Raw genomic sequence first — 18309 nt, 5'->3', positions numbered from 1 at the left:
TCCTCCTTAACCGAAACGGCCAGAAATATAGTCTTCCGTCCGTTTGTCAGATGGATTCGAGAAAATCTTATCTGTAACATCGAACTCGACAACTTCTCCATTTAAGAAGAATGCTGTTTTATCCGAAACACGGGCAGCTTGTTGCATGTTATGTGTCACGATGATGATTGAATATTGTTCTTTCAACTCTTGTACCAATTCTTCCACTTTGAGTGTAGAGATCGGGTCAAGGGCTGATGTCGGCTCATCCATTAAGATGACATCCGGCTCAATCGCTAACGTACGCGCGATACAGAGACGTTGTTGTTGTCCGCCTGAAAGTCCGTACGCATTCTCATTCAATCGATCTTTTACTTCATCCCAGATTGCTGCACCACGTAATGAACGCTCGACAATTTCATCGAGTACTTTCTTATTTTTGATTCCGTGCGTCCGCGGTCCGTATGCCACGTTGTCATAGACCGATTTTGGGAACGGGTTCGGTTGTTGAAATACCATCCCGACCGACGTACGCAAGTCTTCTACTTTATATCCACGGTCGAAGATGTTACGACCATGATACAAGATTTCACCGTTCGTCCGAACCGATGGAACGAGTTCGACCATACGGTTTAGAGTCTTAATGAACGTCGATTTCCCGCACCCAGATGGCCCAATGATTGCCGTGACTTCATTCTTTTTAATATCGAGGTTGACGTCAATCAAAGCCTGGTCTTCTCCATACCACAAGTTCAAATTGTTGACGACATAGGCGCTATCTTTTTTCATCTCAGTCGTTGTCGGTTCTGTCGTAGTTGTATTCACGTTTTGATCTCCTTTGTTGAGCTCTTGTTGTTTCATCATCTCGAGCTTCCTCCTCATTCATCTGCAAAAAAGACTTAGTGTCGATTTGTATATTTGTTTCGAATATAGATTGCAACCGAGTTCATCGCGATGAGCATCGTCATAAGTACGATGATCCCTGCTGCCGCTAAGTTTTGGAACTCTGCTTGTGGTCGGCTCGTCCAGTTGTAAATCTGGATCGGGAGGGCCGTGAAGTCAGAAAAAATGTTACTCGGTGTCGTTGAAATGAATGTTGCCGCTCCGACCATGATGAGTGGAGCCGTTTCACCAATTGCACGAGAAACCGCTAGGATAATCCCCGTAATGATCCCTGGTAACGCCGAAGGTAACACGACGTTAAATGTCGTCTGCCACTTCGATGCCCCGAGCGCTAGCGAAGCGTGTCGTAATTCCATTTTGACTGCTCGTAGCGCTTCCTGTGAGGCCACGATGACAATCGGCAAACTCATGAGACCGAGCGTCAAGGCACCGGCCATAATCGAGTTCCCTAATTCCATGACTCGAACGAAAATCGTCAATCCAAGCAATCCGAATACGATTGACGGAACGCCAGCCAAGTTCGAAATATTGACTTCAATAAATGAAGTCATGCGATTTTTCGGAGCATATTCTTCCAAGTAAATCGCCGCTCCAACACCGATGACGAACACCATCGGCACGATCAATAGCATGAGCCATAATGACCCAATCAACGCAGGATATAATCCAGCCTGTTCAGGACGGCGCGACGGGAAGTTGCGCAAGAAATCGAGGTCGACCCATCCTGCGCCCTTTGACACGATGTCATAAATCAACGTCGATAAGACAACGAGCGCAAAGACAAGTCCCGCCAAAAAGATGTACTTAAATATTTCATTCAATTGTAAACGTCGTTTAATTCGTTGAGACACGGTCTCACGATTCATCAAGTTCTTCGTATTCTTGAACTCACTGTTCGGTAAAGCCATATTAGTACTCCTCTCTGAAGCGGCGCGTCACCCAGTTTGCTAATAAGTTCATCAATAGGGTAAAGACGAACAACAACGCACCGACCGCATAGATACTATAATATTCGATTGTGCCGTAACCTGCATCACCTTTTGCGATTTGAACGATATACGCTGTCATCGTCTGAATCGCATTGAGTGGATTGAACTCGAAGTTCGGCTGTGAACCACCAGCAATCGTTACAATCATCGTTTCCCCAATCGCACGGCTCATACCGAGAACGATAGAGGCAATGATCCCAGACGTCGCTGCAGGCATGACAACTTTCGTCGCCACTTCAAGACGTGTCGCACCTAAACCGAGCGCACCGTCCCGAATTTTCTTCGGAACAGCACTCATTGCATCCTCAGAAATCGAGGCAATCATCGGAATAATCATAATCCCGACGACAATCCCTGGGCTTAGTGCATTGTAAATTTGAAGTCCTGGGATGAGTGCTTGCAGAATCGGTGTAATGAATGACAAGGCGAAGAAACCGAAGACGATGGTCGGCACACCGGCCAACACTTCTAGAATTGGTTTCAATACACGTCGTGCCCGTTCAGAGGCGTATTCACTTAAATAAATCGCAGACGCCAAACCGAGTGGGACGGCTACAATCATCGCAATCACAGTAATTTGGAGTGTTCCCATGACAAGGGCCCATACCCCGAAGCGCTGATCTGCACTAAGCGGGTACCATTCTGTCGATCCTAAAAATTCTGCGACAGGGACTCGTTCAAAGAACTTGAATAGCTCAAAGCCTAGTGTGAACGCAATACCAATGGTCGTGACGACCGATACGAATGCGCTCAAGAATAATAAGAACGGCATGATTTTATCAAACACGTTCGTCGTATTATATTTCTTTTGTTTATTTTGTTGAATCATCTCTCGAATCGAAAGCTTATTGTTCGGTTCATTCATCTCGTGTATCGCTCCCTACCTCTTCATACTAGAAAGCATGGCGAGAAGGCGAGACCTTGTCTCACCTTCTGCCACCTATCATCTTATTCTCCAGCGATTTCGTCGATCATCTTCATGTTTTCGTCGTAACGCGCTTGTTCCATACCGACATATCCTACTTCTTCAGAGAGCGCACCTGCGTTTTCGTTCATGAAGCGTGCGAATTCTGCAACTTGCTCTTTGTCTTTCAACGAAGCGTTGTTGACGTACGTGTAGATTTCACGTGAGAGTGGATAAGAAAGGTCATTGATTGTTTCTGGAGTTGGCTCTACACCCTCGACTGCCATGGCACGAAGCGTGTCTTGGTTTTCGATGTAGTATGCATATCCGAAGAATCCGATTGCACCTTCTGTTCCAGCTACACCCGTGACGAGGACGTTGTCATCCTCTGACAATTGTGCGTCTTCACGAATGTCCGTATCGTCAAGGACGGCTTCATTGAAGAAGTCAAATGTACCTGAGTCTTTACCTGGTGCGAAGAATGAAATCTCCTCATCTGGCCAGTCTGAACGAACGTCTTTCCATGTCTTGATGCTTGTGTCCGTCCACATCTTATTCAATTCTTCAATCGTGATATCTTGTGCCCAATCGTTCGCTGGGTTAACAACAAGCGAAAGTCCATCAAGTGCAACCGAGAGTTGCGTGAATTCCACACCGTTTTTCTCAGCTTCGGCTGCTTCTTCTTCTTTGATTTCACGTGATGCGTTCGAGAAGTCTGTCTCTCCCGTCACGAAACGTTTGAAGCCGCCACCCGTACCAGAGACACCGACTGTCACTTCAACTTCTGGTTGTTCAGCTGAAAATTCTTCTGCGACTGCTTCCATGATTGGGAATACAGTTGATGATCCGTCCATGACGACTTTTCCTGAGAGCGCATCGCCGCCTTCAGCAGCGCCACCTTCTTCATTGTTCCCACAAGCAGCACCTACGAGTGCGACTGAAGTGATTGAAGCGAGTAAAGCTGATTTTTTCATCCAAGACATTTGTGACGTCCTCCTTGAGTTTGCTTTGATTTTTGTTGTGGATTTGTTGTTCTGTCCTACAATTAATATCCTAATGAACTTCTATTAACGAGAAATAAACGGAACGTAAAAGAATTGTAAAGACAAAAAAAGAAGTCACCGAAGTGACTTCTTTTACTGAAGCATTGCATTGACGTCTTCTAGATTAAAGTAAGCTTTCATGATGTCGTGCGCGACACGCGTATTGATTCCTTCCGCCTCAAGTCCAGGCATGATGATCGCCCAGGCGATTTCCGGATCATCGAACGGTGCCCAACCGACATGGTTTGAGTTCAATGTCTTAATCGGTTCTCCGTTCGCATTTCGTTTCGCCTGGCCGTCTGCCCCTTCCGCGATTGCTTGAGCAGTTCCGGTTTTACCTGCAGCCGTCATACCGGTCTCCTGTAAAATGCGAGACGAACCGGACGCAGATTCAACCCCTTGACGATATCCTTCACGGACACGTTGAATGTATTCATCCTGGATATCGACTTTATTCAACGCATTCGGTTGGAACGTGCTCACGACTTGCTTATTGTTCTCATCAAGCGAACCCGGCTCAATGATTTCTTTCAGCAAGTGTGGTTGTACACGATAGCCACCGTTCGCCAATGCTGACGTATATTGCGCCAATTGAATCGGAGTATAAGAAATATACTGTCCGATCGACATATCCATCAGAAGCGTGACGCGGTCCGGGATGCTACGGAATCCGGTCGACTCAAACGGCAAGTCGATCCCTGTTTCGATTCCGAGACCGAATTGTTTATAGTAGTGTTCCATCGTTTCGAACGCCTGCGTGACATTTTCTCCGACAATTTGACCTGTCGAGTAATAATCAGCCAGACGCAACGCAATTTGGAACATATAGATGTTCGATGACATCGCGAGTGCATCTAAGTCGTTGATGTTCCCCATATTTCGGTAGGACGCTTTCACTGACGAACCGATTCGAATCGGTGCATCATAAATATATTCTCCCGGTTTAACGACGCCTTCTTCAAATCCATAGGCGACCGTCGCCCCTTTGATGGTTGATCCGATTTGGCTGGCACGAAGCACCGTACCGGTCGACACATCTTTGAATTCGTTCGTTTCCAAATCGAGTTCTTGTCCAGATAAGGCGAGCAATTCACCCGTTTGCGGATTCATGACGACCGCAAACGCTCGGTCGAAATGAGGACTTCCAGAGCGTCCTGCGCGAATCGCCTTTTTCAAGATTTCATCGACTTCTTTTTGGAACTCGATGTCGGTCGATAAGACGATATCTTTCCCTGGATTCCCACTCACTCGTGTCGGTTCACCTACCGGTTCCCCTTTGTACGTGGTGAACACATCATAGGCCGGCGTTCCACGAAGGACATCTTCATACTGTTGTTCCAAGTATGAGGTACCGACCCGGTCGTTCAACCCGTAACCTTTCGCTTGATAAGACGCACGTTGTTCCGCCGGAATTTGACGATAACTTCCTAGGAAACTTTTGAACGTCTCATCATACGGATAGTCCCGTTGATAGTACGGTTCGACACTCACCCCAGGCAACTGCGCTAAGTTTTCTTCGATGACCGCCATCTCTTTCGGGCTCGCACCGATTTTGATGACCTGTGGGTCGAGTGCATAGCCGCTCTCCATGTTGTGTTTAATGGCGATGATTTCTTCTGTCGCATCATCAAACGTGATCTCTTCTTCTGTGATCGAGTCAAGCAAGAGTCGGTCCACGTCTTGGTTAGACAATGCGGCCCGCTCTTCTTCCGATAATTCTTCCAATAGCGCTTGAGTCCGTTCTTGCGCCAATTCCGGATTCGTTGCAATCCAGTAATCCTTCCGGTCTCGCTCCGTCATTTTACGGTCTTCTTTCGGAATGTCGACGATTTCCGCCAACTTTTTCGCAACGTCCAACCGTTCATCCGTCTTTGTCACTTGAGAGCGGCGATACATGACCGAGTAGTTTGAAATCGTATCCGCCAGCACTTGACCGTTCCGGTCGTAGATTTTACCTCGCGGCACTTCATATTTGATTTTACTCGACTCCGTTTTCTGTACTTCCCGAGCAATCAATTCACCATTCACGATTTGGACGACACCTAACCTAAAAATGAGGGTCGCAAATAGAATGAAGACGATGAAAAATAGTAAATTCAAGCGTAACGGTAAGTGGTTTCGCCGTTTTTTCGGCACTTTTACCCGATTTTTAGCCAAGTCCGTTTACTCCCTCCACGTTCATTTCCTTCTATATTATAGAGGACAGGAATCCCTGTCTTTTTGTCCGATTTTCACTATATCATAATTTGTTTACAAATTAATGAAAACCACAAAAAAACCCGAGATTCGTATCAGAACCTCGGGTAAGACAAACTTATTTTGCGTCAGCGTATAATTTCGCCACATAATCCCAATCGATGACATGGAAGAATGCGTTGATATAGTCAGGACGACGGTTTTGGTAGTTCAAGTAGTAAGCATGTTCCCATACATCAAGACCGAGGATCGGTGTAACACCTTCCATGATTGGTGAGTCTTGGTTTGGTGTAGACGTGACTTCGAGTTTACCATTTTTCACAACGAGCCAAGCCCAGCCTGAACCGAAGCGAGTTGTTGCAGCTTTCGTGAATTCGTCTTTGAACCCATCGAAGCTACCGAACGACTCATCGATTGCAGCAGCGAGGTCGCCAGACGGTGTACCGTTCTCATTTTTCTTCAAGAGCTTCCAGAAGAACGAGTGGTTCCAATGACCGCCACCGTTGTTGCGGACAGCTGTTTGAATGTCAGCAGGAAGCGAATCGATTTTTTGAAGCAAGTCTTCGAGTGAAGAGTACTCCACATCTTTTCCTTCGAGTGCATTGTTTACGTTTGTGACGTAAGTGTTGTGGTGTTTCGTGTGGTGGATTTCCATCGTGCGTGCATCAATGTGTGGTTCGAGTGCATCATATGCGTAATCAAGTTGTGGTAATTCAAATTTAGCCATTACTAAAATCCCCCTTAAAAGTGTTTTGAACAACGTTCGTCTTAAATGTAACAGATATGTGACGGTCGACTCAATTGTAATGCTTTATTCGACATCTTCTTCTGGCAATGCCCAAACTGAAATCGACCCCGCCGACACTTTAAATACCCCAAATCCTTCTTCATCAATCTCAATTCGATCATTCAATGTATTCGTTAAATCGACCCATGTTTCACCGGCACGTTCTTCCCCGACAAACATTCTCTTTTCAGATTCATCAGAAGTTGAAATGAGGACGGCACATCCGGAACGTTCGATTTCCTCCACGCCTTTTCGTACCCACCCGATGACGTTTGCATCATCAAAGTAATCATCCTGCTCCCCGTACGCTTTCTCTCGGCGCGCATATAGAAGCGTATCAATGGCGAGCTTCATCCCATCAGTCGGGTGAGGACCGTCTATACCGTAGTAATCGCCATAGAAGACACATGGATAACCATCTTTACGAAGTAAGACAAGACCATAGGCGATTTGCTTGAACCAATCTTTCACCCATGACTCAAGCGCCTCCTCGGGTTGTGAATCGTGATTATCTACGAACGTCACGGAATGAAGCGGGTGTGACTGAACGAGCGTATCATCAAAAATGGTTCGCATGTCAAACGCGGCCCCTTCCTCCGAGGCTTGATGTAATTTGTAATGGAGTGGGACATCGAATAAATCGACATGGTAATCGATATTATCGAGAAATTCACGACAGGCATCAAGGTCAGATTTCCAAAACTCGCCGACAAAATAGAATTGGTCACCTTTCTCTTCCCTCATCGTCTGACTGAACTCTTTTACAAAGTCATAGTTGATGTGTTTAATGGCGTCAAGACGGAATCCATCACATTTCGTCTCCTCGATGAACCATTTCCCCCAATTCAACACTTCTTCACGCACATCGGGATGGTGGTAATCGATGTTCGCAAACATTAAATAGTCATAGACACCGAATTCATCGTCGACGTTATCATTCCATCTTTTGTTTTCTCCAACAATAAAGAAAATACCGGAACGATCAGTCGCCGCATCATAATCCGTTCCGTTAAAGTGCGTGAAGTCCCATTTGAATGAAGAGTATTTCCCATCACGAGCTTCGTAATCAAATTTTGTCCATCCCTCGATTTCGAACGCTTCATCTGAAAGGACTTTCGTACGGTCGTCGGGATCTACTTCTAACACTTCAAACTTCTCGGTCGCATCCGCCCCGGCTTTATGGTTCATGACGACATCCATATAAATCTGCATCCCGAGTTCTTGTTGGCAATAGGCTGTCGCTTCAAGTAGTTCTTTTTTCGTACCGTATTTCGTGGCAATCGATCCTTTTTGATCGAACTCACCCAAATCATATAAGTCATAGATTCCATAACCGGTATCTTGATCACTTTGTCCTTTTGTGACAGGTGGTAGCCAAAGTGCAGTGATTCCTGCTTTATTTAAGTCAGCTGCTCTCTCTTTTAGTCGCTTCCAATGCTTTTGATCTGCCTCGACATGCCATTCAAAAAATTGCATCATGGTGTGGTTTCGTTCCATTTTGTCCGCCTCATTTCATATTTTTCAAAAAAACAAAACGCTAACGAGTATTTACCCAGCAATTTTAGATTGAAAACAAAAAAGCGACGTTCACATTGTGACGTCGCTTACGAATGGACCCTGTAGGACTTGAACCTACGACCGGACGGTTATGAGCCGTCTGCTCTAACCAGCTGAGCTAAGGGTCCTTATAAGTAGCGGCGGAGGGAGTCGAACCCACGACCTCACGGGTATGAACCGTACGCTCTAGCCAGCTGAGCTACACCGCCATGTTGTTATACAGTAATAATATACTGAATATGTATTGGAGTGTCAAGGAGTATTCCTTGCCGAATAAGAAAAAGCACCCCAAATTTCATTTGGAGTGCTTCTGATTTATACGGTTACTTCGTTTGCATCTTCAAGTGTGATTTCCGTGATGTTCATAGCATGGTCGCCGATTCGCTCCAAGTTCGAGAGCATATCGACGAAGAACATACCTGCTTGTCCATCGCAAGCACCTGTGTTCAAACGAACGACGTGGTTCTTACGGAATTGACGCTCGAGCATGTCGAGTTTCGCTTCCATTTCAATGACTTTACGTGCTTCAATCATGTCGCCGCTCCCCAACGTTTGAAGAGATTTCTCTAATGTCGCACGTGTGAGGTCGTACATTTCAGTCAATTCTTTTTGTGCATCTGCCGAAAGCGTCACTTTCGTAGCTGTCTTATAATCAATCAACTCGATGATGTTCTCAACGTGATCACCGATTCGCTCGATATCGTTGATGGCATGCATGAGTGTTTTGTGTTCTTGTGATTCTTGTTCTGTCAAATCAACGGCAGCCAATTTCACGAGGTAATCTGTAATTTTCGCATTCAACGAGTTCAATGCTTCTTCGATATGTGCCGACTTTTCAGCGTGCTTCTTGTCGCCAGTCGTCAAATAGTTGCGTGCTTCATCGAGACCGAGTTTTGCGAAATCTCCCATGCGGATGACTTCGTATTTCGCTTGCTCGACTGCAATCGAAGGTGACTGTTGAATGAAGATCGGATCTAAATGTTGTGCTTTCGTATCAACGATTGAGTCTTCACCTGGAACCAATTTCGTCACAATCCAAGCAATCGTTCCGATGAACCAGAACTGGATCAATGTGTTGACGACGTTAAACGTACCGTGTGCGAATGCAATTTGCATCTTATCTTCGATTGCTAAGAGATCTGTGATCCAATAGATATAGTTTGTGAACGGAACTAACAAGATCATAAAGATTGTCGTACCAATCAAGTTAAAGATGACGTGTGCCGCTGCTGCACGACGTGCGGCAACTGATGCACCAATCGATGCCAAAATCGCCGTGATCGTTGTTCCGATGTTATCACCGAACAATACCGGTAAAGCAGCACCTAAATCGATGGAACCACCAGCATATAGTTCTTGCAAGATTCCGATCGTCGCAGACGATGATTGAACAATCACGGTAAATACTGTACCAACGATGACACCGAGGAACGGATTGTCACTCATTGATTGCGTCAAGTCGATGAAATATTCGCTTGAACGAAGTGGTTTCATCCCACTTCCCATCAATTCAAGTCCATAGAACAACATCCCGAAGCCAAAGAAGATTTGACCGAGGTGTTGTAATTTTTCTTTTTTAAAGAAGAACAACAATACTGCACCGATTGCAATGATTGGAAGCGCATATGCACCAACATCGAATCCGATGATGAACGCCGTCACCGTCGTACCGATGTTCGCCCCCATGATGACCCCGATTGCTTGACGGAGTGTCATGAACCCGGCGCTAACAAGTCCGACCGTAATGACGGTTGTACCTGAAGATGATTGAATCAATACTGTCACAATAATCCCGGCGAGTACACCGAGGAATGGATTCGTTGTATACTTATCAAGGATGTCGCGCAGGCGATTCCCTGCAGACTTTTGGAGTCCGTCTCCCATCGATTTGATCCCGAAGAGGAAGATCCCTAGACCTCCAAAAAACATGAATAACATTTCTTGCAAATTGTATTCCACGATTTTTGTACTCCTTTTAATTAAGAATTGGTTGGATTTGCTTGGTTTTTAATGCCCTACTCATTATGCCTTCATCGGCAGTATCATGTAAACACGTTTAATGTAAAAGTTTTATTAAAACACTGTACCATTATTTTAGATTATCGGCTTACTGTAATATAACAGATTGGAGTTTTTAGTATGCTCTCTACCATTTTGACTTTTCTTCAAACGAGCCTAGTCCCATCGAAACGCGCACTTCGACTTCGTCTAGCTCCGCTCCATGCCTACATGGGCGCCACATTCATCTTAACTCTCGTCATTACCATACTAGACTTTTTCGTGATTCGTCCTGACTTTTTCATCCCGATGTGGCTATTCTTGCACGGCTTCGCCATCTTCTTCTTCTATTTGATTTGGGTTGCACTCATGGCATTGTATGTCCAACTGTTTACGAAAATCTATTCAAAGAACAAATGGGCTTATCGTCAAGCCTGGCCATATGCTGTGGCGATGACACTCATCCCAACCTTATTATTGGTCATCTTCTATCATTTGAATCCCGATTTCCTGACCCTCGGCTTTATAATCGGTCTCGGCTATATCAGTTTTCCGCTAACAAAAGTACCACAACCAAAACAACGTCGGGCCTCTTGAGCCCGACGTTGTTTTATGTTGGTGACAGTTCCTTTAGCGTCTGATTCAATGCTTCACTTTGGTCTCCAAGATTCGTTCCCGCGTCTTGAAGGGCAAGCTGAACATCTGACCAGCGATCGACACCTGTATTCAATTCAATCAATTTTCGTTCAAGCAATGAACTGATTTCGCGCAATTGTTCATTCGATTCCATTAAATGAACCAGCTGCTGGCCCGTACTCGATGTATGGACCGTAATCGCTTGAAATTCGTCAAGCTGTACTTTTATCTCACGATCGATGGTTTCAATTCCTGACTCGACACGACTAACGGCATCTTTTAAATGGTGAACTTCTTTAATGAAGTCATTAACTTCAGATAGCAGGTCCGTTCGTTCTGTGTTTAATGCTTCGATGGCACTGACCGCTAAAAGCGTCGATTCGTTTGTCATCTTCGCCAAATTCCCAACTTCACTGGCAACGACAGCAAATCCTTTGCCGTGCTCTCCTGCTCGTGCCGCTTCAATCGATGCGTTTAACGATAACATCTTTGTTGCCGCCGATACGGATAAGATACTTTTCAGCGCAACATCTGCCTTCGAAGAATTCGTCTCACTCTCAAGAAGTCGTCTCTGAATCGACTCCACTTGTTTCTCGACGTAATCACTCACGTCTCTTACAGAAGAGAACGTCTCAAGTTCTTCATGTAAAATAGACTTCAATTGATTCCCTCGCTCGTCCACACTCGTGATTTGCTGTTCAAGCGCTTCGATTTGTCGCGTCACATCTTTCATTTTAGATGTAGAGCCGTTTGTCACCGATTGATATGAATAGCTCGTCGATTCAACCGTAGCCGCCACTTCCCGAAACTGCTCCACCTGTTCGTGACTGTTACGTAATTCTTGTTTAAAGACAGGTAAGCTTTGATTGAACGCCGTTGCCGTTTTTCCCATCATGGACATCGATTGATTCCAAAGCGTGATGAACGCGTTGAACTCTGTTTCTAACATATGAATCTCTTTTGACTTCGATCCAAGTGTGACATCATCGAATCGGCGTGATGCCACGGCACTTCGTAACGAATCAGCCAACACACTGAGTGGTTTCACTTCACGGTGAATCAACCGTGTGAAGAGGACCATCACGCCAACCATCGCAATCAATACGATGAAGGCGATATGTTGGCGTAGCGAACTCATCGGACCCAAAACTGATTCTTTCGTAACGACAAGGACGTAATCCGCTTTTAGTTCAGGTATCGGGACAGAAGCCACTAATAACGTTTCAGTTTCTTTCACTTCCGCTTCAGAACTGTTCGACAACTTGCCGATCAATTTCTCTGTCGCTATGCTTTCCTTCCCAGTCAGCTGTTCAATTGCTTGATCACGCACTAAAAATTGTGCCGCATCAAACTCATCCCCCGATAAGATTGAAGCCTGTTGCATATAGGCTGACTTCAGCGAGCGTGCCAACTGTTTCTCATTCGCAACGTAGGCACTATATGACGTTTTAATCGATTCTCGCATGACAGTGACTTCTCGCATGAGCCGTTGCTCGATTTCTGATGCCAAGAGTTGCTCAGATTTGATTGCGAACCACCCGAATGTGAGCGCGAAGACGAGTAAGACAATTGGCATGAGCGTCCACTGGAGTCGGTTGGCCAATTTAGGATACTGACGTGCCTCGTGCAACGGTCTCTTCCTCTTGACTGGATTTTGTTTAAAGTTCCACTTCACAGATGCCACCTCTTTTTCTAATCTCGCCTATATATCGGTCTTGAGACGGTGGAAAATTATGAAGTAGATGTTAAGATAGCGTTAGAGTTTGTAAAGAGCACACATCCGTCACGCATCCTAGATGCTTTTTCACATTCTTTTCGTTATGATAATGAAGAAACCTTATCATCTTAAATCGATTGGATTCTTTCCAAAAGAAGGAGATTACGTATATGTCAGAAATTTTGCATCGTTCATTAACACGTCCGGTCCGCGTCGGTAACTTGATTATCGGAGGATCGAACGAAGTCATTATTCAATCTATGACCACTACGAAAACGCATGACGTCGAGGCGACAGTCGCCGAAATCAAGCGTCTTGAGGAAGCTGGTTGCCAAGTCGTTCGCGTGGCTTGTCCAGACGAACGTGCAGCTGACGCACTTGCAGAAATTAAGAGCCGCATCAACATCCCGCTCGTCGTCGACATCCACTTCGACTACAAGCTTGCTTTAAAAGCCATTGAAAGTGGCGTCGATAAAATCCGGATTAACCCGGGTAACATCGGTCGTCGTGAGAAAGTAGAGGCCGTCGTCAACGCGGCGAAAGCAAAAGGGATTCCAATTCGAATCGGTGTTAACGCCGGTTCATTAGAAAAACAATTCCTTGAAAAGTATGGATATCCGACCGCGCAAGGTATGGTCGAGAGTGCGATGCACCACGTGAAGATTCTCGAGGATCTCGGCTTCTATAACACGATCATCTCGCTCAAAGCTTCAGACGTAAACCTTGCTCTTGAAGCCTACACACTCGCTGCGAAGACGTTTGATTATCCTCTTCACGTCGGCATCACAGAGTCAGGTCCACTCTTCTCCGGTTCACTTAAATCGGCTGCAGGACTCGGTGCAATTCTCTCTCTTGGAATCGGTTCAACAGTTCGAGTTTCACTTTCAGACGACCCGGTTGAGGAAGTAAAAGTTGCGAAAGAAGTGCTCAAGTCATTTGGACTTGCAGCAAATGCCGCGACTTTGATCTCTTGTCCAACATGTGGACGAATTGAAATCGATTTGATTTCGATTGCAAAAGAGGTAGAAGAATACATCCAAAACATCAACGTCAACATTAAAGTCGCTGTTCTCGGATGTGCGGTAAACGGACCAGGTGAGGCTCGTGAAGCAGACATCGGAATCGCAGGCGCACGTAACGAAGGACTTCTCTTCCGTCACGGAAAGATCATCCGTAAAGTGCCTGAAGCGACGATGGTCGAAGAATTGAAAAAAGAAATCGATGCGATCGCCGCTGAAAAAATGGCGGAACGTGAGCGCGAAGAACAAGAGCTCGCAAACCAATCAAATTAATGAATCTCATGCCCGTACGGTTGCAACCGTACGGGTTTTTGATAGAATAGAGGGCATGTGAGGAGGAGTGATGAGATGCGAATCGGCATTGATTTGGATGGAACCGTTACAGATCCTAAAAGTTGTTTTTTATATATGAATGAATCACTCGGCTATTCGATTGACTATCATCGTGCGACCGAGTACGAGTTACACACGTATACGACGATGGAACAACATGAATTTTGGAAGTTTATGATTGAAGAGGGGCATGAAGAAGCGATTTACCGTCGTTCTCTTCCGCACTCTGATGTGTTGGATGTGTTATGGGAATTAAAGCAACAGCATCACTTGCACTACGTCACCGCCCGAAGTGAGGCGGTTCGACCGGTTACCGAAGAATGGATCAAACAGCATCGTTTGCCGCTCGATTCGTTGGTCATGACCGGTTCTCACGATAAAATCAATGTCGTCAAAGACTTGTCACTCGAACTGTTTATGGAAGACCGGTATGAGAATGCCATCTCGATTCATGAAGAAACGTCAATTCCCGTACTCCTATTCGACGCACCCTATAATCGTAAGACGTTACCAGAGGGCGTAACTCGCATTTCGACATGGCGTGAGGCGCATCACCATGTCGAGCAATTAGAGAAACAAATCGTTCTACAGCAACGTTAAAAGGCAAGCCCGACGCAATCGGGCTTGCCTTTTACATTCGTCCGAGCTCTTCGATTAGATCGCTTGCGAGCACACTTGCGGGGTGTATCGTCTGGCTAATGGACTTGGCAGCGAGCGCATGCCATAGCACCGCTTGCTCGTTCGGTGACGAAGGTTTCTCTTTTCTAGCCCACAGCGCCAGGAGGATTCCGGTCAACACGTCCCCACTTCCACCTTTCGCTAGCGCCGATGCTTCAACAGTATTGACGGCACCTGTTCCGTCTGGTGTAACGATGAGCGTATACGTTCCTTTTAATATCAAATGGACCCGGTGTTGCTTCGCGAATTCACAAGCGATGGAGAAGCGGTCTGCCTCGATCTCTTCTACCGATTTTCCGGTCAATCTTGAAAATTCACCTGGATGCGGTGTCAGCGTGAGCGGCCCACGGGTTTCCAGTCGTTTCGTAGACAATGCCCCAGCGTCCAAAATAATAGGACAGGGTTGCTGTTTCGCATATTGCCAGATGAGATTCAACGCCTCCCCTTCGACCATTCCGGGACCGATGGCCAGTGCATCGTACGATTGTTCTACCACATCGGTGTGTTGCTGATACATCGCTTCAGGCAGTGTGGAGATAAGCGGGATCGCTTCACGTGGAATGGATAGACGCAATAAGCCAATGCCGGAGCGAGTTGCGGCACGACCACCCAAGAATGGTGCACCGAGAAAATGACGACTCCCTCCGATGAGCATCCCATGTCCATATGTCGACTTATGGCTGAATTGGTCGCGCTCCAAGAGGGACCGGTCAAAGTCAGCATCGGTCAACACCTTCCAATCGGATGTATGCGGAAGTCCGATATCAACCCGTTCCACTTTGCCATAGAACGGTGCCGTCCGATTTAAGAATGTCGAACGCTTGAAACCGTGTAACGAATACGTATACGTCGCCCGAATCGCCAGATCATCAAAGTCTCGAGCATGATCACTCGGTATGCCTGACGGTACGTCAATCGAGATGACAGGTGTCGCTTGACGATTCACCCATTCAATCACTTCCCGCGCGTAGCCAGTCACGGCACCGGACAATCCGACGCCGAACAAGGCATCAATGATGACATCTGTTTCAATGGGCTTCTCCACAAGGCGAAGAAATGAGGATGCGTAGGAAGCGTGTATTGCAGCCGCCTCAGACTTACTTTTCCCTAACGGTGACCATACGCTGACCTCATGCCCTCTCATAGCAAGCTCTCGAGCAACGACCCAACCGTCCCCACCGTTGTTGCCCGTCCCACAAATCACCAAAATGGTAGACTGCGAATCGATTCGAATGTGGGGCACAATCGCCGAGGCCGCTCGCTCCATCAACACCTCTTCGGGCATCCCATTTTGGATTGCTGTGCGATCAATCCGCTTGATTTCAGCAGCTGTATAGATCATCTAACCTCCCCCTTCGATACAAAAAAGGGATTGAATCAAATCAATCCCTTTTGCTTACATTCTTTACAATACCCATATATCTCAAATTTATGATCGACCACTTCAAATTCAGGGTCGAGCGCCTCTACGAAGCGCATCGGACATAAATCGAGCAGTTTCGTCTTTCCACAGCTCCGACAAATCAAATGGTGATGGTGATGCGCTGCACTACAGGTGACTCGAAAGGATTTCTCACCATCGAGTTCCGTCGCTTCAAGTAATCCTTCCTCCGCGAACGACTTCAAATTTCGATATACCGTGTCAAAACTCATCGTCGGATGTTTGTCTCGCATGTACTCGAGTACTTCCTTCGCACTGATATATCGGTCTTCTTCAGAGAGATAAGCATACATTTCAAGACGTTTCGGCGTCACTTTCAAAGAAGATGCACGCAGACGATTCAATCGTTCAGTCTCATTCATGTTGTACCTCCTTTTTCTTAAAACTCATGACTTTCTCGAGCGCCATGACGGCTGCTAAAATACCGACCGCAATCAATACGATGACACCGCCTGGAGCGACATCGAGATCATATGCAAGGACGAGCCCACCGATTGTCGCGACCTCTCCGAAGATGATGGACCAGAGAATGGTCTGTTTGAAGCTCGATGTAAAGCGTAGCGCCGCTGCGACGGGTAACGTAATCAAGCTAGATACGAGAAGCGTTCCGACAATTCGCATGCTAACGGCAATCACAAGCGCTACGATGAACATGAATAACATATGAAGCATCGTACTCGGTAATCCCGACACTTTTGCCTGTTCTTCATCAAACGACAAGAACAACAACTGCTTATAGAAGATAAAGATCACAAGAAACGTCAAGACGGCCACACTGACAATCAATGTGATGTCCGACTGACTCACGGCAGAGATCGACCCGAACAAGAGTGTGGACAAGTCGACCGAGAATCCTCGCGATAGCGAGATAAAGATGGCACTGAGTCCCATTCCTGCGGACATCATGATCGGAATGGATAGTTCCTGGAAGTGCACATATTTCCCTCGAAGCCAGTTGAGCCCTAACGCCGCCAATACAGAGATGAGCGTCCCCATATACAGGGGGTTCAGGTCAGCGAATAGAGCGATATATTGTCCGAGAAATAAACTGAACGAAATTCCGGCAAGCGTCATGTGTGACAATGCATCGGCAATCAAGCTCATCCGTCTCACCACGATAAATGAACCGATGAGCGGTGCGGTAAACCCGATCACAAGTGCTGCAATGAACGCATAACGTAAAAAACTATATGTCCAAAGATCTGTGATCATGTCGTTCCCTCGTGAACAAGTACTTTAACAGGATAAGGTTTGATGGATGATACGAGTTCTCCGAGCTCGCTGTATTCTCTCAGTCCACAATTACATGCCAATCGTCCGCGGTCGAGGTGGACGACTTTCGTGACGAGGTCGGTCACCACGTTTAAATCGTGGGTGACGAGGACGAACGTACAAGTCGTATGTTCACGAAGCATATGCAAGACTTCATAAAAATCTTGTAAGTGTTTTTGGTCCACACCGACGGTCGGCTCATCGAGAATCAATAGATCAGGCTGGTTGACCATCGCCCGAGCGATAAAGACGCGCTGTTGTTGTCCTCCGGATAGATCTCCAATTTTCCGATGACGAAACTGCCACATGTTGACCGTTTGTAACGCATTTTGAATCGCTGCCTGGTCTTCCATCTTCAAACGTTTGAATAAACCGAGACGTCCATATCTGCCCATCGCAACAACTTCTTCGACGGTAACCGGGAATCCCGAGTTAAAGGAAGCCGCTTTTTGGGAAACGTAACTGATACGAGACTTGTCTTTAAACTGCGAAATGGGCTTGCCGAACAATTCGACCGACCCTTTTTGCGGGTTCAGTAATCCAAGAATGGTTCGAATCAAAGTCGACTTCCCAGAACCGTTTTCTCCAACGATTGCGACAAAGTCCCCTTGTCGAATATCAATCGATACGTTTTGTAAGGCTGGTGTCCCATCATAGAAGTAAGACACCTCGTTTAATTTGACGACAGATGTAGTCATCTAATCCCTTCTCTCATATGTTAAATCGTAATCATTTCTACTTTCTAGGCGTTTGTATTATACAGAATATCACGCATACCTTCAAGCAAGACCGGTTTCATCTAGCCAAATGGTAAAATTCACTTAAATCGTATGTTCGTTCAAAACCTTGTCGATTAC

Annotated in this window: 16 protein-coding genes and 2 tRNA genes; 3 read left to right on the top strand and 15 right to left on the bottom strand. The window is 46.2% G+C overall.

The window, feature by feature from the left end; translation table 11 throughout:
* Positions 1–6 precede the first annotated feature (6 nt).
* The 10 genes from pstB to KNO69_RS04800 all read right to left on the bottom strand — a co-directional run bounded on the left by pstB (position 7) and on the right by KNO69_RS04800 (position 10317).
* Positions 7–768 carry a phosphate ABC transporter ATP-binding protein PstB gene (gene pstB / locus KNO69_RS04845; RefSeq protein WP_224862754.1) on the bottom strand — a complete coding sequence of 254 codons (762 nt, stop codon included), beginning with the start codon at positions 766–768 and terminating at the stop codon, positions 7–9.
* A gap of 110 nt (positions 769–878) precedes the next feature.
* Positions 879–1790 carry a phosphate ABC transporter permease PstA gene (gene pstA, locus KNO69_RS04840; RefSeq protein WP_012726613.1) on the bottom strand — a complete coding sequence of 304 codons (912 nt, stop codon included), beginning with the start codon at positions 1788–1790 and terminating at the stop codon, positions 879–881.
* A 1-nt stretch (position 1791) separates the two neighbouring features.
* A complete protein-coding gene (gene pstC, locus KNO69_RS04835) occupies positions 1792–2736 on the bottom strand; it encodes a phosphate ABC transporter permease subunit PstC (protein ID WP_214816368.1) in 945 nt (314 codons plus the stop codon).
* An 83-nt stretch (positions 2737–2819) separates the two neighbouring features.
* The gene (locus KNO69_RS04830) at positions 2820–3758 is read right to left on the bottom strand and encodes a PstS family phosphate ABC transporter substrate-binding protein (protein ID WP_074036656.1); all 939 of its coding nucleotides are present in this window, start codon (positions 3756–3758) and stop codon (positions 2820–2822) included.
* 153 nt (positions 3759–3911) lie between these two features.
* The gene (locus tag KNO69_RS04825; protein WP_214816365.1) at positions 3912–5975 is read right to left on the bottom strand and encodes a peptidoglycan D,D-transpeptidase FtsI family protein; all 2064 of its coding nucleotides are present in this window, start codon (positions 5973–5975) and stop codon (positions 3912–3914) included.
* A 157-nt stretch (positions 5976–6132) separates the two neighbouring features.
* Positions 6133–6741 carry a superoxide dismutase gene (locus tag KNO69_RS04820; RefSeq protein ID WP_031423276.1) on the bottom strand — a complete coding sequence of 203 codons (609 nt, stop codon included), beginning with the start codon at positions 6739–6741 and terminating at the stop codon, positions 6133–6135.
* An 84-nt stretch (positions 6742–6825) separates the two neighbouring features.
* Complete coding sequence (locus tag KNO69_RS04815) at positions 6826–8298, bottom strand: alpha-amylase (RefSeq protein ID WP_196430863.1); 1473 nt, start codon at positions 8296–8298, stop codon at positions 6826–6828.
* 114 nt (positions 8299–8412) lie between these two features.
* Positions 8413–8486 (bottom strand) — tRNA-Ile (locus tag KNO69_RS04810).
* Positions 8487–8493: 7 nt separating this feature from the next.
* Positions 8494–8567, bottom strand: a tRNA-Met gene (locus tag KNO69_RS04805).
* 106 nt (positions 8568–8673) lie between these two features.
* On the bottom strand, positions 8674–10317 hold the full coding sequence (locus KNO69_RS04800; RefSeq protein ID WP_214816362.1) for a Na/Pi cotransporter family protein: 1644 nt from the start codon (positions 10315–10317) through the stop codon (positions 8674–8676).
* A 180-nt stretch (positions 10318–10497) separates the two neighbouring features.
* Here KNO69_RS04800 and KNO69_RS04795 point away from each other — a divergent pair, with 180 nt between their 5' ends.
* A complete protein-coding gene (locus KNO69_RS04795; RefSeq protein WP_078147134.1) occupies positions 10498–10953 on the top strand; it encodes a hypothetical protein in 456 nt (151 codons plus the stop codon).
* A 13-nt stretch (positions 10954–10966) separates the two neighbouring features.
* Here the strand turns inward: KNO69_RS04795 and KNO69_RS04790 are convergent, their stop codons facing one another.
* Positions 10967–12667: a methyl-accepting chemotaxis protein gene (locus KNO69_RS04790; protein WP_214684019.1), complete on the bottom strand. Its 1701-nt coding sequence runs from the start codon at positions 12665–12667 to the stop codon at positions 10967–10969.
* A gap of 212 nt (positions 12668–12879) precedes the next feature.
* On the opposite strand from KNO69_RS04790, the gene ispG reads away from it, so the two are divergent.
* Complete coding sequence (gene ispG, locus KNO69_RS04785) at positions 12880–14001, top strand: flavodoxin-dependent (E)-4-hydroxy-3-methylbut-2-enyl-diphosphate synthase (protein ID WP_012726622.1); 1122 nt, start codon at positions 12880–12882, stop codon at positions 13999–14001.
* A gap of 75 nt (positions 14002–14076) precedes the next feature.
* A complete protein-coding gene (locus KNO69_RS04780) occupies positions 14077–14661 on the top strand; it encodes a hypothetical protein (RefSeq protein WP_214816359.1) in 585 nt (194 codons plus the stop codon).
* A gap of 31 nt (positions 14662–14692) precedes the next feature.
* Here the strand turns inward: KNO69_RS04780 and KNO69_RS04775 are convergent, their stop codons facing one another.
* Genes KNO69_RS04775 through KNO69_RS04760 form a run of 4 tightly spaced genes read right to left on the bottom strand, consistent with a single transcriptional unit; the run spans position 14693 to position 18150 of the window.
* On the bottom strand, positions 14693–16081 hold the full coding sequence (locus KNO69_RS04775) for an NAD(P)H-hydrate dehydratase (protein ID WP_214816356.1): 1389 nt from the start codon (positions 16079–16081) through the stop codon (positions 14693–14695).
* Between the two features lie 35 nt (positions 16082–16116).
* Positions 16117–16542, bottom strand: coding sequence for a Fur family transcriptional regulator (locus tag KNO69_RS04770; RefSeq protein WP_078147138.1), 426 nt, complete (start codon positions 16540–16542; stop codon positions 16117–16119).
* Positions 16535–17392 (bottom strand): metal ABC transporter permease, encoded by an 858-nt coding sequence (locus tag KNO69_RS04765; protein WP_078147139.1) that lies wholly within the window; start codon positions 17390–17392, stop codon positions 16535–16537. The genes KNO69_RS04770 and KNO69_RS04765 overlap by 8 nt, the downstream gene beginning before the upstream one ends.
* The gene (locus tag KNO69_RS04760) at positions 17389–18150 is read right to left on the bottom strand and encodes a metal ABC transporter ATP-binding protein (protein ID WP_214816354.1); all 762 of its coding nucleotides are present in this window, start codon (positions 18148–18150) and stop codon (positions 17389–17391) included. The genes KNO69_RS04765 and KNO69_RS04760 overlap by 4 nt, the downstream gene beginning before the upstream one ends.
* Positions 18151–18309: the final 159 nt, after the last annotated feature.

This window comes from Exiguobacterium sp. s131 (assembly GCF_018617345.1).
Taxonomy (GTDB): Bacteria; Bacillota; Bacilli; order Exiguobacteriales; family Exiguobacteriaceae; genus Exiguobacterium; species Exiguobacterium profundum.
Note: the sequence above shows the minus strand (reverse complement) of the source record. Positions and strands in the feature narration are given on the sequence as shown.

What these genes read in the sequence shown, in the direction of transcription:
- pstA (WP_012726613.1), bottom strand. Translation starts at nt 1,790, where the DNA reads ATGGCTTTACCGAACAGTGAGTTCAAGAATACGAAGAACTTGATGAAT.
- KNO69_RS04830 (WP_074036656.1), bottom strand. Translation starts at nt 3,758, where the DNA reads ATGTCTTGGATGAAAAAATCAGCTTTACTCGCTTCAATCACTTCAGTC.
- KNO69_RS04770 (WP_078147138.1), bottom strand. Translation starts at nt 16,542, where the DNA reads ATGAATGAGACTGAACGATTGAATCGTCTGCGTGCATCTTCTTTGAAA.
- KNO69_RS04760 (WP_214816354.1), bottom strand. Translation starts at nt 18,150, where the DNA reads ATGACTACATCTGTCGTCAAATTAAACGAGGTGTCTTACTTCTATGAT.
- KNO69_RS04780 (WP_214816359.1), top strand. Translation starts at nt 14,077, where the DNA reads ATGCGAATCGGCATTGATTTGGATGGAACCGTTACAGATCCTAAAAGT.
- KNO69_RS04815 (WP_196430863.1), bottom strand. Translation starts at nt 8,298, where the DNA reads ATGGAACGAAACCACACCATGATGCAATTTTTTGAATGGCATGTCGAG.
- KNO69_RS04795 (WP_078147134.1), top strand. Translation starts at nt 10,498, where the DNA reads ATGCTCTCTACCATTTTGACTTTTCTTCAAACGAGCCTAGTCCCATCG.
- ispG (WP_012726622.1), top strand. Translation starts at nt 12,880, where the DNA reads ATGTCAGAAATTTTGCATCGTTCATTAACACGTCCGGTCCGCGTCGGT.
- pstB (WP_224862754.1), bottom strand. Translation starts at nt 768, where the DNA reads ATGAAAAAAGATAGCGCCTATGTCGTCAACAATTTGAACTTGTGGTAT.
- pstC (WP_214816368.1), bottom strand. Translation starts at nt 2,736, where the DNA reads ATGAATGAACCGAACAATAAGCTTTCGATTCGAGAGATGATTCAACAA.
- KNO69_RS04765 (WP_078147139.1), bottom strand. Translation starts at nt 17,392, where the DNA reads ATGATCACAGATCTTTGGACATATAGTTTTTTACGTTATGCGTTCATT.
- KNO69_RS04820 (WP_031423276.1), bottom strand. Translation starts at nt 6,741, where the DNA reads ATGGCTAAATTTGAATTACCACAACTTGATTACGCATATGATGCACTC.
- KNO69_RS04775 (WP_214816356.1), bottom strand. Translation starts at nt 16,081, where the DNA reads ATGATCTATACAGCTGCTGAAATCAAGCGGATTGATCGCACAGCAATC.